The organism is Nocardioides sp., assembly GCF_024509035.1.
Classification (GTDB): Bacteria; Actinomycetota; Actinomycetes; order Propionibacteriales; family Nocardioidaceae; genus Nocardioides.
Genome location: NZ_JANINT010000326.1, coordinates 3,980 through 18,128 on the forward strand (window position 1 = coordinate 3,980; position 14,149 = coordinate 18,128).

Consider the following 14,149-nt stretch of genomic DNA (forward strand, 5'->3'; position numbering starts at 1 on the left):
ATCCATGGCGCAGTTCGACACGACGGTCGACGACCGGACCCCGGCCCGCCACGTCGCGGTGATCTCTCTCCTGGCCTGCGGAGTCACGCTCCTCGCCCTGATCGACAGAGAGGTGCCCACCGCTGCGATCGTGGGCGCAGCGGCCGCCCACCTCGCGCTGGCCGCAGTCGTCTGGGCTCGGCCGGCAGCCAGCTGGCGCGGGCACGCCGGCGAGCGACAGGCGGTGGCGACCGGAGTCGCGATGCTGCTCCTGCTCGCGGCGACCAGCTGGGCCGGCGACGGCTACGCCTCGGGCGTCGGGCCGCTCTACGTCCTGGTCTTCGTGTGGTTCGGACTGCACTGCCGGCGCCGATGGCTGTACGTCGCCGTCCCCGTGGCCGCCCTCGGGTACGCCGGGTCGCTCCTGCTCACCGACGCACCGACGCGCCGGGTGCTCTCGGTGCTGGTGCTGGTCCCGATCGCCGTCGTCGTGAGCCTGCTGATCGCCCACCACGTCCGCGTGCAGCGTGCGCTCCGGCACGACCTCGAGGTCCGCGAGCGCTGGCGCAGTGCCTTGATGGCGACCCTGGCACACGACGTCCGCAGCCCGCTGACCTCGGTCACCGGGGCGATCGAGATCCTGCAGGACGACGCGACCCTGAGCCCGGCGTACCGGCCGCTGCTCGCCTCGGCCATGCGGCAGAGCCGGCGGGTGCTCCAGCTCGCGACCGGTCTCCTCGAGGTCGAACGCGTCGAGCACGGCCGGCTGGTGCTGGACCGGCAGCGCGTGGCCGTCGCCGCGATCGGCCACCGTGTGGCCGAGCTGACCCAGCCCGACGCCGTGGCGGTCGACGTGGACCCGCGGCTCGAGGTGGAGGTCGACGCGCAGCGGGTCGAGCAGGTCCTCTACAACCTGGTCAACAACGCGTTGCGCCACGGGCGCCCGCCGGTGGTCATCAGCGCACGCGAGCTCGGCGACGGCGTCGAGATCGCGGTCGAGGACCAGGGGGACGGCGTGCCGGAGCCCGACGTCCACCACCTCTTCGACCGGTTCTCCTCCGCCGACCACTCGCCCCACTCGGTGGGCCTCGGCCTGTGGATCGTGCGCACGCTGGTCACCGCGCACGGCGGAGAGGTCCGCTACGAGGCGCCCGGAGGCGGTGCCCGCTTCGTCGTGACGCTACCGCTGGCCGGCCCCGAACCCGGGGGCGGACCCGGGGCAGGGAGCGCCGTGGAAGGGGTCGCGTGAGGGACGCGTTCCTCACCTGTCACGCATCCGTAGCAGAACCTTCACCGCAGCGGATGAGATTTCCCCGTCTGGGGAGTTGGCGTGGCGCCGAGAATTGGTAGCCTGTGCAGTGCAACAGGTGCAAGTTCCAGCAGGTCTGACGCCCGCGGAGTTTGTGATCCAACGGCGTTTCTTCTTTCGTGGGCCTGCCACTCACGCAAGTCGGAGCGACGGTGTCACCGCATCTGGTGCGGACCGTCGAAGTGACGGTTCTCGCCCCGACTAAGGAGTATCGAGCACATGGCTCAGGGCACTGTTAAGTGGTTCAACGCGGAGAAGGGCTTCGGCTTCATCGCGCAGGAGGACGGCGGCGACGACGTCTTCGTGCACTACTCGGCGATCCAGACCCAGGGTTACAAGTCCCTGGACGAGAACCAGAAGGTCGAGTTCGACGTCACCCAGGGTCCCAAGGGTCCCCAGGCGGAGAACGTTCGCCCCATCTGATTCACCCAGGAGACCCCGGACCCCGGTCTGAACGGTCTTCGCAGGAGGCCTCACCCGTTCGGGTGGGGCCTCCTGGCATTCTGGAGGTGTCCGCAGGCGGAGTCCCGGCGGCCCGCGAGCGGGCCAGGCGAGGCGTCGGCGACGGACTAGCAGGAAGGACTACGTGCGGGGCATGTCACATGGCCCGGACGGGTCAGATTTTCGTTGGTCGGGTTTGGGGGGCCTGGACCTCGGGCACGCTTGGCAGAAGGAGGGGGTCCCCCGTATGCGCATGAGGAGTGATGAGGTGCACGACCAGTTCGACGTGACCCTCGAGGACTCTGATCTCCTGGGCGAGGTCGAGCTCACGACCAACCTGATCATCGCGGCGAGCGAGTCCGACGATCACCTCTCGGCCGATGAGATCGACCAGATCCTCGGGGTCGTCCCGGAGCCGCGCCAGGAGGCGTGAGCCGCTGGCGCCGATCTTCGGCCGAACCATACCCCCTCGGGGTATAGTTGTCGTATGGCAGAGCACCAGCACGGCTACATCCACCGCAAGGACGACTACCTCAAGCGGCTGCGCCGCATCGAGGGCCAGGCACGGGGGCTGCAGCGGATGGTCGAGGACGAGAAGTACTGCATCGACATCCTCACCCAGGTGGCCGCGATGACCAAGGCCCTCCAGGCCGTCTCCCTCGGCCTGCTCGAGGAGCACATGAACCACTGCGTCCTCGACGCCGCCCGCTCCGACGACGACGCTGCCGCCCAGGAGAAGATGACCGAGGTCCTCGACGCCGTCGCCCGCCTCGTCCGCTCCTGATCCTCCCGCGCACCTGACGTATCTGTCGTCCGGGCGCGCTCCTGACGACAGATACGTCAGGTGCGTGAGCCCCTCAGCAGGTCGCGAACAGCACCGGCCCGGTGGAGAGGTCCGAGAGGACGTAGGTGCCGTCACGGGGCGCCAGGTCGAGGCGTACGACGCGCCCCTCGGCGGTGGCCGACTCGACGGAGAACCGGTCGGCGAAGTCGCCGCCCTGGCCGGGGGCCGGTCCGCTCGCCAGCGTCGAGCGACTGTCGGCGTTGTGCCGGGCCTGGTCATCGGACTCGAAGGCCATCGCCACCCGGACCTCGCCGCCGGGCTGCACCGACATCGCGAACCCGGTGAGCGGGTCGACGCCTCCGGCCTCCTCGACGAGCTGGTCGCCCTGGGCGGCGTCGGAGTCGTCGGCCTGGCTCATCGCGAGGGCCGAGCACGTGTACGCGCCGTCGTAGACGGCCGCGGACAGCGGGTCGCCGGAGGCCGTCACGACGTCCTCGATTCCTCGGGGCAGGTCGCCGTCGCCGAGCCCCGAGACGGTCGTGCCGAGGTAGTCGGCCTCGTCGCTGGTCAGCACCAGGTGCCGGTCGGCGTCCAGCGCGAGGTACGAGAGCTCGGGGGTGAGGTCGGCGCCGAGCGTCGGCAGCACCTGGTCGCCGCCCAGCCACACGCCGTCGTCGTCGGCCGGTCGACTGAACCCGGCGCGCACGAGGTCCTCGGCCAGGGCGTCGAAGTCGGTGTCGTCGGGCATCTTCACGATCACGACCGCCCCGCCCTCGGACTGGCTGAACAGCTCCCAGTCGACGGTGGCGGGGGAGAAGCCGAACCGCTCCTGCAGCACCGGCGCGGACTGCACCAGGGCTGACGTCGAGGTGAGGTCGCGGTCGAAGCCGGCGTCGAGGAAGTCCTGCAGCTCCGCGGTCGACGAGGAGCCGTCGAGCCGCGCCCCCGCGGACCCGACGGCCTCGCGGACGCCCGCCCAGTCGGTCCAGGAGAGCCGCTGCGCGTCCGCCGGTGCGTACGACGCCGCGCGCTCCAGGTCGCTGCGGTGGGCCTCCCCCCACCAGCGCAGCCCGGCGAACCCCGCCCCGACCAGGAGCACCGCCACGAGCGTGACCAGCGCCGCGATCGTGAGGCGTCTGCGCACCGGGGTCTCCTGTTCGGCTCGAGGTGGTGTGACACTAGCGCCATGCCCGCGAAGGACGTGCTCGCCGCCGGTGTCGTGGTCTTTCGTCCGGGCAAGCGGGTGCTGCTCGTGCACCGGCCCCGCTACGACGACTGGTCCTTCCCCAAGGGCAAGCTCGACCCCGGCGAGCACCTCGCCGCGGCCGCCGTGCGCGAGGTCGAGGAGGAGACCGGCCTGCACGTCCGGCTCGGTCCGCCGCTCACCGCTCAGCGCTACGCCGTGGCGGGCGGTCGGATGAAGTCGGTGTCCTACTGGGCGGGCCGGGTCGTGGGCCTCGACGACGTCAGCGGCTACCGGCCCAACTCCGAGATCGACGACGTCCGCTGGTTCTCCTACGACGAGGCGCTCGAGCAGCTCTCCTACGAGCACGACCGCGACACGCTGCGCGAGGCGCGCCCGCTGCGCCGCAAGACCCACCCGATCGTGGTGCTGCGCCACGGCGAGGCCCGCTCCCGCAAGGCGTGGCGCCAGGACGACCGGCTGCGCCCGCTGGTGCAGTTGGGGCGGCACCAGGCGCAGCGGCTGGTGCCGGTGCTGGCGGCGTACGACGTCACCCGCATCGTCAGCTCGAGCAGTGCCCGCTGCGTGGAGACCGTGGGGCCCTACGCCGACACCACCGGCTGGAAGCTCGAGCTCGAGGACGGCCTCACCGAGGAGGACGCGACCGCCTCGTCGGTGGTCGCCGTCGTCGACGACCTGGTCGCCGCGGGGGTCGAGGGAGCGGTGCTCTGCACACACCGGCCGGTGCTGCCGGCGGTGTTCGACGCGCTCGGTCTGCAGGACCCGGTGCTGGCCCCGGGGGCGATGCTCGTGGCCCACCTGCGTCAGGGCGCGGTCGTAGCGACCGAAGTACACGAGATCCACTGAGGTCAAGCGCCCCCGGCCTTGTTCACGTGATGTCCGTCTCGTGAGCGATTCTCGGTCCCCGACTGGGCGATTCGAGTTCACTCCGCGTTCACCGACGACCCCGGATCCGTCCACCTCGGCTGCCTAACTTCGCTGGTGTCAGAGATAGACGAGACATCAGGAGCTCAGAAGTGATTCGCACTTCCATCCGCCGGGCCGTGGTGCCCGGCATCGCCGTGCTCGCCCTCGCGCTCACCGGCTGCGGCGCCGACAACGAGACCGACAACGGCTCGGGCGGCGGCTCCGGCAGCGGCGACAGCAGCCTGTCGGGCGAGCTCAGCGGCGGCGGCTCGTCCGCCCAGCAGGCCGCCATGGGCGCCTGGGCCGTGGGCTTCCAGGACGCCAACTCCGGCGTCACGGTCAACTACGACCCGATCGGGTCCGGCGGTGGCCGCGAGAACTTCATCTCCGGCGCGTTCCCGTTCGCCGGCAGCGACGCCTACCTCACCGACGACGAGGGCGAGCTGTCCAAGGCGGAGAAGCAGTGCGGTGGCACCGTCATCGAGGTGCCGTCGTACGTGAGCCCGATCGCGATCGCCTACAACCTGCCCGGCGTGGACGACCTCAACCTCTCGCCCGCCACGCTCGCGGGCATCATGGCCGGCCAGATCACCGAGTGGGACGACCCGGCCATCGCCGAGGACAACCCCGACGCCGACCTCCCGTCCGAGCGCATCAACGCCGTGCACCGCTCCGACGAGTCCGGCACCACCGAGAACTTCACCGACTACCTCGACGCCGTCGCCGGCGACGTGTGGACCGCCGGTGTCGTGGAGACCTGGCCGAGCGACTTCGGCGGCGAGGGCGCCAAGGGCACCTCCGGCGTCGTCCAGACGATCGGCAACTCGGAGTACTCCATCGGCTACGCCGACGCCAGCCAGACCGGCGACCTCGGCCAGGCCAACATCAAGGTCGGCGAGGAGTACGTCGCCCCGTCGCCCGAGGCGGCCGCGAAGATCCTCGAGGTCTCGCCGGAGGCCGACGTGGCCACCGACACCCAGCTCGTGTTCGACCTCGACCACACCACCGAGGAGGCCGGCACCTACCCGATCGTGATGACCTCCTACCTGCTGGCCTGCGGCTCCTACGACGACGCCAAGACCGGCGAGCTCGTCAAGGCGTTCGCCGAGTACGTCGTCAGCGACGAGGGGCAGAAGCAGGCGGCTGCCGAGGCCGGCTCCGCGCCGCTCTCGGCCGACCTGGCCAAGAAGGCCCAGGACATCGTCGCCACGATCGGTGGCTGACCCCAGCACCACCTAGCACGACCCAGCAGCACCCATGCACCATCAGGGCGAGGGTCCGGGCCGCCGATCGTGGCCCGGCCCTCGCCCACATGAGCGATTCGAGCAGGAGACGCAGTGACCGTGACCGCCCCACCCGTGGTGGACGCCGAGGAGTCGACCGGACGCGTCGGCGACGCCGTGTTCGCCGGGATCAGCCGCGGGTCGGCGATCCTCATCATGCTGGCGCTGGCCGGCGTGGCGGTGTTCCTGCTGCAGCAGGGGCTGCCCGCGCTCGGCAACCACGGGGAAGCGGCGTACGGCAAGGACAACATCTGGGCCTTCGTCTGGCCGCTGCTGTTCGGCACGCTGCTCGCCTCGCTGATCGCGATGATCGTCGCCGCGCCGCTGGCGATCGGGGTGGCGCTCATCATCAGCCACTACGCGCCGCGGCCGGTCGCGAAGGTCCTCGGCTGGCTGATCGACCTGCTGGCCGCGATCCCCAGCGTCGTCTACGGGCTGTGGGGCATCCAGTTCCTCGCGCTCAACATGGTCCCGGTCTACAAGTGGCTCGAGGACCACGCCGGCTGGATCCCGTTCTTCGAGGGGCCGGTCCCCAACTCCGGACGCACGATGTTCACCGCCGGCCTGGTCCTGGCGGTGATGGCGCTGCCGATCATCACCGCGATCTGCCGCGAGGTCTTCGCCCAGACGCCGAAGATGCACCAGGAGGCCGCGCTGGCCCTCGGCGCCACCCGCTGGGAGATGATCCGGCTCGCGGTGTTCCCCTACGCGCGCTCCGGCATGGTGTCGGCGGTGCTGCTGGGCCTGGGTCGCGCGCTGGGCGAGACCATGGCGGTCGCGCTGGTGCTCGCCCCGACGCTGATCGTGTCGTTCAACCTGATCACCGCCGAGCAGAGCTCCTCGACGATCGCCGCGAACATCGCCTTGAACTTCGGCAACGCGTCCGGCTCGAAGATCGACACCCTGATCTTCTCGGGCCTGGTGCTGTTCGTGATCACGTTCGCCGTCAACTTCCTGGGCCGCTCGATCGCGGCCCGGGGCCGGAAGGGCTGAGCCATGGCTGACCTGCAGACCGCAGGCGCCCCGGAGCGGCAGGCGATGCCGCTGACCGGTGCGTCGCTCCCGCGGCAGGCGCCCCTGCTCGCCGTCCTCATCGCGGGCGGGCTCGCCGCCCTGCTCGCGCTGCTCGGCGTCATCGGCTGGGTCGCCGCGATCTTCGTCGGCTGGCTGCTGCTGATGGTGGGCCTGCCGCTGTGGTCGCGTGCCGTCGAGGGCGGCCGCCGCTCCGTCGACCGCGGCGTGACCCTGCTGGTGTGGTCGGCCTTCGCGCTGGCGATGGTCCCCCTGGTGTCGCTGGTGTGGACCGTGGTCAGCAAGGGCTTCGGGATCTTGTCGAGCCAGTTCTTCAACAACTCGATGCGCGGCGTCCTCGGTGAGGGCGGCGGGATCTACCACGCGATCATGGGCACGCTGATCATCACCGCGCTCGCCACGGTGATCTCGGTGCCGATCGGCGTCCTGACCGCGGTCTACCTGGTGGAGTACGGCAAGGGGTCGACGCTCGCGCGGGTGATCACGTTCCTGGTGGACGTGATGACCGGCATCCCCTCGATCGTGGCCGGCCTGTTCGCCTACGCCCTCTTCGCGCTGTTCTTCGGCCCCGGCGTCCGGATGGGCGTCGGCGGCGCGGTGGCGCTCTCGGTGCTGATGGTGCCGATCGTGGTGCGCGCGGCCGAGGAGATGCTCAAGCTGGTGCCCGACGAGCTGCGCGAGGCGTCGTACGCTCTCGGAGTGCCGAAGTGGCGCACGATCACCAAGGTGGTGCTCCCGACCGCGGTCGCGGGCATCGTCACCGGCGTGACGCTCGCCGTCGCGCGCGTGGCCGGCGAGACCGCGCCGCTGCTGATCATCGCCGGCCTGACCACCGGCACGAACTTCAACCCGTTCAGCGACCGGATGGCCACCCTCCCGGTGTTCATCTTCTACTCCATCACCGAGCCCGGCCTGCACGCCGACGCGATGGCCGACTACGCCTGGGGCGCCGCCCTCGTCCTGGTGGCGATCGTCATGCTCCTGAACATCGTCGCCCGCGTGGTCGGCGGGTTCTTCGCCCCCAAGACCGGCCGCTGAGCGGCTCGACCGGCGCACCTGAAGCAGCACGAGAGAACGAGGAAGCACACCCCATGGCCAAGAGCATCGACGTCTCCGACCTCAACATCTACTACGGCGACTTCCTCGCCGTCGAGGGCGTCACCATGACCATCAAGGCGCGCTCGGTGACCGCGTTCATCGGCCCCTCGGGGTGCGGCAAGTCCACGTTCCTGCGCTCGCTGAACCGGATGCACGAGGCGATCCCCGGCGCCCGCGTCGAGGGCAAGGTGATGGTCGACGGCCAGTCGCTCTACGAGCCGTCGATCGACCCGGTCGCCGTACGCCGCCAGATCGGCATGGTCTTCCAGCGCCCGAACCCGTTCCCGACGATGTCGATCTACGAGAACGTGCTCGCCGGCAAGCGCCTGAACAACAAGCGGATGTCGAAGTCCGACGCCGACGCGCTGGTGGAGAAGTCACTGCGCGGCGCGAACCTCTGGAACGAGGTCAAGGACCGGCTGAGCAAGCCCGGCATGAGCCTGTCCGGCGGCCAGCAGCAGCGGCTGTGCATCGCTCGCGCGATCGCGGTCGAGCCGCAGGTCCTGCTCATGGACGAGCCGTGCTCGGCCCTCGACCCGATCTCGACCGCGGCGATCGAGGACCTGATCCACGAGCTCAAGACCGACTACACGATCGTGATCGTCACCCACAACATGCAGCAGGCGGCCCGTGTCTCCGACGACACCGGCTTCTTCAACCTCAAGGCCGCCGGCGAGCCGGGCCACCTCGTGGAGTTCAACCCCACCAACAAGATGTTCACCAACCCCGACGAGGAGTCGACCGAGGCCTACATCTCGGGTCGCTTCGGCTGAGCTCGGCCGCGGCTTCCCCACGCACCTGACGTAGGTGTCGCTCCCGGAGCCGATCGGGGACCGATGAGTCAGGTGCGTGCGCCGGCGCCGCACTGGTCTGGTCCGGTCGGAGGTCGACCGCTCAGGTCGGCTGTCGGGCGGCCGATGGTCCTCCACATGGGGGCGTGTGAGCCGACCCTTCGGCGCGCGGTGGTGATCGAGGACGACGCGGACATCGCGTCGCTCCTCGAGGTCGCGCTGACCTCCCAGGGCTTCGAGGTGCGCATCGCCGGCGACGGCCTGGCCGGCATCGAGGCGGTCGCCGAGACCGACCCCGACCTGATCACCCTCGACGTCGGCCTGCCGGGCATCGACGGCCTCGAGGTGTGCCGCAGGATCCGGCCGACCACCGACGCCTACGTGATCATGGTGACCGCGTACGGCGAGGAGATCGACCGGCTGATCGGCCTCGAGACGGGCGCGGACGACTACCTCACCAAGCCGATCAGCGTGCGCGAGCTCAAGACCCGGGTCAACGTGCTGTTCCGGCGCCCGCGGCGGATGGCTCCGACGGCTGCTGCGGCACCCGTCCAGCAGCCGCTCGACGCGGACGGACCCTGGCGCCTGCACCTGGTGCCGGAGACCGTGGCGCCGGCCGCCGCGGTGCCGCCGGCGGACCACGAGGTGCTGCGGCACGGCGACCTGGTGCTCGACGTCGACGCGCACCGGGTGTGGCGCCACGGCGAGCTCGTCGACCTGACCCCGACCGAGTTCAGCCTGCTGGCGACGCTGATGAGCTCGCCTACCCGCGTGTGGACCCGGGCCCTGCTCCTCGAGGAGGTGTGGGGCGGAGGCTGGGACGAGACCCATCTCGTCGAGGTGCACATGGGCAACCTGCGCCGCAAGCTCGGCGACCGGCGGGGCCAGGCGCGGTTCGTGGAGAACGTCCGCGGCGTCGGCTACCGGATGCTCGCCGGCTGAGCCCGAGCTCGCAGCCGATCACCCGGCGTGCCGTTCGGCGAGGTACGTCGCGAGCGCCCGGTCGGCCCGGCGGCCGGCGTACGGGAGGCCGTCGGCGAGGCTGCGCGCCGCGGCGACGTCGTGGCGCCGGACGCTGAGCTCGATCACTCCGGCGAGCTCCTCGAGCTCGCGGGCCCCGACGGTGGTCGAGGCGACCTTGAGGCTGAGCGAGGCCTCGAGCGCGGCGTCGAGGTCGGCGTGCTCCGATGAGCCGAGCGCGGTGCTGATCCGGTCGAGGCGGCGGGGGAGCAGCTCCTGGTAGCGGGCCGCGAAGGTCGCCGGATAGGCGGCGTCCTCGACGTCCTCGGCCAGCTGCTCGAGCGCGGCGCCGTCGAGGGCCTCGGGCCTCGGGTCGTCGCTGGTCCCGTTCTCGTCGCGGGCCCAGATCAGGCTCGAGCCGAGGACGACGAGCCCGCCGAGCGCGAGCCAGAACAGCCCGTGTCGGACGACCGGGGTGCGCAGCACGCGCACGGCGTTGCCGATGTTGGGGATGACGTGCACGGTCTCCCACACGGTGTCGCCGGTGATCGTGGCCTTCCACGGGTCGGGCTCGGCGTTGGCGTCGCCCTGGGTGCGGATGATCGTGCGGCCGTCGGCGGTGTGCTTGACCGTGATGACCCGGTGGGTCTCGACGTGCTGGTCGGGCACCGGGGCGTGGAAGGTCAGGATGTCACCGACCTCGACCTCGGCCGCCGGCTTCGGCACCGAGACGATCACGTCGCCGGGGTCGATCGTGCCGGCCATGCTGCCGGTGAGCATCGTGGCGGTGCGGTAGCCGAGGATCCGCGGGCCCAGCGCCAGCCCGGCGAAGGCCACCAGGCCACCGACCAGGATCACGGTCAGCAGTGCGCTGACGACGCGGTCCAGCCGCGACCGCCGTGCCGTCCCCCACGCGGCACGGTGGCGCGGCTGGACCGACGCCCGACCACCCCGCGGGAAGGCGATGACATCGGCGACGCTGATGGTCATGGCTGCTCCTCTCGTGGGGCGGGTCGGGTGTCAGGTGTGGTCAGGAGTTGGTCAGCCCGACCGGGGTAGCACCAGTGGTCCGGCCGGTGCGCTGGATGCCCTTCAATGTCCACACGATGTGGGCAGCCTTGTCGGCCGAAGCGTTGGCGAGCGGATCACCTTCCGGTCGCGAATAGAGCGAGATGCTTGCCCGAGCGAAGATGGACTGGTTCTTGTTGAGTGCCGTCACCCATCCGAACTGCTGGGCCCAGTTCCCGAACGAGCCGTTAACCAGCGCAACGTCCTTCACTGCCGGCGGGACCAGCGTTCCCGTGCAGGTTTCGAAGGTAGGGGCAGCCCACTCTTTGGTACAGATGTCGATGCTCATCCGGAGGTCGCCGACAAGTGCGGGATCGCCCGTCGCCGCCGCTGCGAGGGTGAGGTCCGCGAGCTCGAGCGAGTCGGAGGCACGGCTGAGGGTGAGAGGCATGTTGATGCGGTCGCCGGGCGCCATGTCCGTCACGTCCAGACCGGCACCCTCGGGGTCGCCGTTTAGCAACACGCTGACCTTGCCCGACTTCACCGCGATATCCGCCGTGGTCGTGTCCGTGTACGCGCCGAACGTGCCGACCCCCGCGACGCCGGCGGCGCCGGCGACGAGTGCGACGGTGGCGGCGATCTTGGTGAGGTGCTTGCGAGTGCGCATGTCCGGTTCCCTTCCCTGGGTGACCGGGTCTGCTTCGCCCGGCCGGTGCATCCTTGACGTGCACCAGCCTGCGACACGCTCGACAAGGCACTTCCGTGCCGAAGTGGTGGGTTCCTGCAAGAGAAATGCAAGGCGGACCGGGAGGGGTGCGCGCACCAGACGTATCTGCTGTTGGGAGCGATCCCAAACGACAGTTCCGTCAGGTGCGTGGGCACCCGACGGCGGACAGACCTACTGGCCGATGACCAGGTGGAGCACCCAGTAGCAGACCGCGGCGACGAGGCCGGCGGCCGGGAAGGTCAGCACCCAGGCGGCGACGATCGAGCGGGCCACGCCCCAGCGCACCGCGGAGAACCGCTTGGTGGCGCCGGCGCCCATGATCGCGGAGGTGATCGTGTGGGTGGTCGAGATCGGCGCCTGGAAGGCGAACGCCGTCGTGTAGAGCACGCCGGCCGCGACCGTCTCGGCGGCGAAGCCGCGGGCCGGGTCGAGGTGGATGATCCGGCGACCGAGGGTCCGCATGATCCGCCAGCCGCCCGACCAGGTGCCGAGCGAGATCGCGCCGGCCGCGGAGAAGATCACCCACAGCGGCAGCGGGTCGCCCTCGGAGACGTAGCCGCCGGTGAGCAGCGCCAGGAAGATCACGCCCATCGTCTTCTGGGCGTCCTGCAGGCCGTGGCCCAGCGCCATCGCCGCGGCTGAGATGGTCTGCGCCAGCCGGAAGCCGCGGAAGACCCGGTGCGGGTTGCGCCGCCGGAAGATCCACATGATCGCCAGCATGAGCAGGAACGCGACGATGAAGCCGAAGATCGGCGAGCCCACCATCGGGATCACGACCTTGTCGATGATCACCGACCACTCGACCGTCGACCCCGAGGCGAGCGCGGCGCCCACGAGGCCACCGATGAGCGCGTGAGAGGACGACGAGGGCAGCCCGAAGTACCAGGTGATGAGGTTCCAGGCGATCGCGCCGAGCAGGCCGCCCATCACGATCACCAGGCCGTGCGAGTCCTCCGGGATCGTGATGACGCCGCTGACGGTGTGCGCGACCTCCTGGCCGAGGAAGGCGCCGAGGAAGTTCATGATCGCGGCCATGCCGAGCGCGATCCGCGGCGTGAGCGCGCGGGTCGACACCGAGGTGGCGATGGCGTTGGCGGCGTCGTGGAAGCCGTTGGTGTAGTCGAAGCTCAGCGCGACGACCACGACCGCGATGACGATCGCGAGGTCCATGGGAGGTCAGGACTCCTTGACGGCGATCTGCTCCACGATGTTGGCGACCTTCTCGAACGCGTCGATCGCCTCCTCGAGAGACTCGACGATGTCCTTGAGCTTGAGCACCTCGATGGTCTTGAACTCACCGCTGAAGAGCTTCGCGAGCGTACGGCGGTGGTTGCGGTCGCCGGTGTTCTCGAGGCGGTTGACCTCGATCCAGTACTCCTCGAGCGACTGCATCGACTGCAGGTTCGGCATCGCCGCCGCGGTCAGCTCGGCGCAGCGCTGCAGCACCTCGACCTGGGTCGAGACCTCCGGCGGCATCACCTTGACCTCGTAGAGCAGGATCAGGTCGACGACCTCGTCCATCATGTCCATGACGTCGTCGAGGCCCGACCCGAGCGCGTAGATGTCCTCACGGTCGAACGGCGTCACGAACGTCGAGTTGACCTTGCGGATCAGCGCGTGCGTCGTCTCGTCGGCGTTGTGCTCGGCCTCGCGCATACGGCGAGCCACGTCCTCGTGGTTCGCGCCCTCGCCGAGCATCTCGGCGAGCAGTGCGGACCCGGTGACCAGGTGCTGCGCGGACTCGGTGAACAGGTCGTAGAACGACGTGTCAACGGGTCGGAATCTCAAACCCACGGGTAACTCCTGCTGAGGAGGAAGAGAACGCGCAACAGACTAGGGGGTCGCGCGCCGAATCGCGCAAGCGAGGGCCGCGCGACGTCGGTCACCGCGATCCGGCCCCGGATTAGGCGGGGGCCGGGAGGAATTCGGGCGCCGGCTCAGACCGAGGTACGCCGCCGCCGCTGTGCCTCGATCAGCGACTCCTGCAGGTGGGTGGTCCCGTCGTTGCGGTGCCACACGCCGGTGCTGTCGAGCTCCCACGCGCTGGTGTCGGGCGCGAAGGCCAGGTCGAGCAGCCGGCCCACCTGCTCGACGCTGTCGTCGCCGGGCAGCCGCACCAGCACCTCGACCCGGCGGTCCAGGTTGCGGTGCATCATGTCGGCCGAGCCGATCCAGGCGCGCGGCTCCCCGCCGTTCTCGAACCAGAAGATCCGGCTGTGCTCGAGGAAGCGCCCGAGGATCGAGCGCACGGTGACCGTCTCCGAGAGCCCCGGGACGCCCGGCCGCAGCGCGCAGATGCCGCGCACGAGCAGCTCGACCGGCACCCCGGCCTGCGAGGCGAGGTAGAGCGCGTCGATGACGGCCTCGTCGACGACCGAGTTGGCCTTGAGCCGGATGCGTGCCGGCCGTCCGGCCTGGTGGTGGGCGACCTCGGCGTGGATCTGGTCGATCAGCCCGGTGCGGATCGAGTCGGGGGCGACCAGCAGCTCGTCGTACGTCGCGTTGCGCGACCACCCGGACAGGTTGTTGAACAGGTGGGCGACGTCCTCGCCGATCCGCTCGTTGGTGGTGATCAGGCCGAGGTCCTCGTACATCCGCGAGGTCTTCGGGTTGTAGTTGCCGGTGCC

General features: G+C 70.2%; 15 protein-coding genes and 1 pseudogene. 10 read left to right on the forward strand and 6 right to left on the reverse strand.

Annotation, left to right across the window (positions count from 1 at the left end; translation table 11 throughout):
• From Q0L15_RS20305 to Q0L15_RS20320, 4 genes are all read left to right on the forward strand, one after another.
• On the forward strand, positions 1–1,228 hold a 1,228-nt coding region (locus Q0L15_RS20305), incomplete at its 5' end, for a HAMP domain-containing sensor histidine kinase (RefSeq protein ID WP_296606463.1).
• 279 nt (positions 1,229–1,507) lie between these two features.
• Positions 1,508–1,711: a cold-shock protein gene (locus Q0L15_RS20310; RefSeq protein WP_011757695.1), complete on the forward strand. Its 204-nt coding sequence runs from the start codon at positions 1,508–1,510 to the stop codon at positions 1,709–1,711.
• 286 nt (positions 1,712–1,997) lie between these two features.
• Entirely contained in the window at positions 1,998–2,162 is a 165-nt protein-coding gene (locus Q0L15_RS20315; protein ID WP_296606469.1) for a hypothetical protein, read from the forward strand.
• A 54-nt stretch (positions 2,163–2,216) separates the two neighbouring features.
• Positions 2,217–2,513, forward strand: a complete 297-nt coding sequence (locus tag Q0L15_RS20320) for a metal-sensitive transcriptional regulator (RefSeq protein ID WP_296606470.1) — start codon at positions 2,217–2,219, stop codon at positions 2,511–2,513.
• Between the two features lie 73 nt (positions 2,514–2,586).
• On the opposite strand, the gene Q0L15_RS20325 is transcribed toward Q0L15_RS20320, so the two are convergent.
• Positions 2,587–3,657, reverse strand: coding sequence for a hypothetical protein (locus Q0L15_RS20325; protein WP_296606471.1), 1,071 nt, complete (start codon positions 3,655–3,657; stop codon positions 2,587–2,589).
• Positions 3,658–3,699: 42 nt separating this feature from the next.
• On the opposite strand from Q0L15_RS20325, the gene Q0L15_RS20330 reads away from it, so the two are divergent.
• From Q0L15_RS20330 to Q0L15_RS20355, 6 genes are all read left to right on the forward strand, one after another.
• A complete protein-coding gene (locus Q0L15_RS20330) occupies positions 3,700–4,563 on the forward strand; it encodes an NUDIX hydrolase (protein ID WP_296606473.1) in 864 nt (287 codons plus the stop codon).
• A gap of 170 nt (positions 4,564–4,733) precedes the next feature.
• The gene (gene pstS, locus Q0L15_RS20335) at positions 4,734–5,846 is read left to right on the forward strand and encodes a phosphate ABC transporter substrate-binding protein PstS (protein ID WP_296606474.1); all 1,113 of its coding nucleotides are present in this window, start codon (positions 4,734–4,736) and stop codon (positions 5,844–5,846) included.
• A 120-nt stretch (positions 5,847–5,966) separates the two neighbouring features.
• The gene (pstC, locus tag Q0L15_RS20340; protein ID WP_296606475.1) at positions 5,967–6,899 is read left to right on the forward strand and encodes a phosphate ABC transporter permease subunit PstC; all 933 of its coding nucleotides are present in this window, start codon (positions 5,967–5,969) and stop codon (positions 6,897–6,899) included.
• Between the two features lie 3 nt (positions 6,900–6,902).
• Positions 6,903–7,976, forward strand: a complete 1,074-nt coding sequence (gene pstA, locus Q0L15_RS20345; RefSeq protein WP_296606477.1) for a phosphate ABC transporter permease PstA — start codon at positions 6,903–6,905, stop codon at positions 7,974–7,976.
• A gap of 53 nt (positions 7,977–8,029) precedes the next feature.
• Positions 8,030–8,809, forward strand: a complete 780-nt coding sequence (pstB, locus tag Q0L15_RS20350; RefSeq protein WP_296606478.1) for a phosphate ABC transporter ATP-binding protein PstB — start codon at positions 8,030–8,032, stop codon at positions 8,807–8,809.
• A gap of 189 nt (positions 8,810–8,998) precedes the next feature.
• The gene (locus Q0L15_RS20355; RefSeq protein ID WP_296606480.1) at positions 8,999–9,769 is read left to right on the forward strand and encodes a response regulator transcription factor; all 771 of its coding nucleotides are present in this window, start codon (positions 8,999–9,001) and stop codon (positions 9,767–9,769) included.
• A gap of 18 nt (positions 9,770–9,787) precedes the next feature.
• On the opposite strand, the gene Q0L15_RS20360 is transcribed toward Q0L15_RS20355, so the two are convergent.
• From Q0L15_RS20360 to Q0L15_RS20380, 5 genes and pseudogenes are all read right to left on the reverse strand, one after another.
• Complete coding sequence (locus Q0L15_RS20360; RefSeq protein ID WP_296606481.1) at positions 9,788–10,777, reverse strand: signal peptidase I; 990 nt, start codon at positions 10,775–10,777, stop codon at positions 9,788–9,790.
• Between the two features lie 40 nt (positions 10,778–10,817).
• Positions 10,818–11,462, reverse strand: coding sequence for a hypothetical protein (locus Q0L15_RS20365; protein WP_296606483.1), 645 nt, complete (start codon positions 11,460–11,462; stop codon positions 10,818–10,820).
• A 231-nt stretch (positions 11,463–11,693) separates the two neighbouring features.
• Positions 11,694–12,692, reverse strand: coding sequence for an inorganic phosphate transporter (locus Q0L15_RS20370; RefSeq protein ID WP_296606485.1), 999 nt, complete (start codon positions 12,690–12,692; stop codon positions 11,694–11,696).
• A 6-nt stretch (positions 12,693–12,698) separates the two neighbouring features.
• Positions 12,699–13,316 (reverse strand): DUF47 family protein, encoded by a 618-nt coding sequence (locus tag Q0L15_RS20375; RefSeq protein WP_296606487.1) that lies wholly within the window; start codon positions 13,314–13,316, stop codon positions 12,699–12,701.
• Positions 13,317–13,459: 143 nt separating this feature from the next.
• Positions 13,460–14,149 (reverse strand): annotated as a pseudogene (locus Q0L15_RS20380) (RNA degradosome polyphosphate kinase); the annotation flags it as partial.

Coding starts and splice junctions, on each gene's coding strand:
- Q0L15_RS20320 (WP_296606470.1), top strand. CDS start 2,217: ATGGCAGAGCACCAGCACGGCTACATCCACCGCAAGGACGACTACCTC.
- pstA (WP_296606477.1), top strand. CDS start 6,903: ATGGCTGACCTGCAGACCGCAGGCGCCCCGGAGCGGCAGGCGATGCCG.
- Q0L15_RS20370 (WP_296606485.1), bottom strand. CDS start 12,692: ATGGACCTCGCGATCGTCATCGCGGTCGTGGTCGTCGCGCTGAGCTTC.
- pstB (WP_296606478.1), top strand. CDS start 8,030: ATGGCCAAGAGCATCGACGTCTCCGACCTCAACATCTACTACGGCGAC.
- Q0L15_RS20330 (WP_296606473.1), top strand. CDS start 3,700: ATGCCCGCGAAGGACGTGCTCGCCGCCGGTGTCGTGGTCTTTCGTCCG.
- Q0L15_RS20365 (WP_296606483.1), bottom strand. CDS start 11,462: ATGCGCACTCGCAAGCACCTCACCAAGATCGCCGCCACCGTCGCACTC.
- Q0L15_RS20360 (WP_296606481.1), bottom strand. CDS start 10,777: ATGACCATCAGCGTCGCCGATGTCATCGCCTTCCCGCGGGGTGGTCGG.
- Q0L15_RS20310 (WP_011757695.1), top strand. CDS start 1,508: ATGGCTCAGGGCACTGTTAAGTGGTTCAACGCGGAGAAGGGCTTCGGC.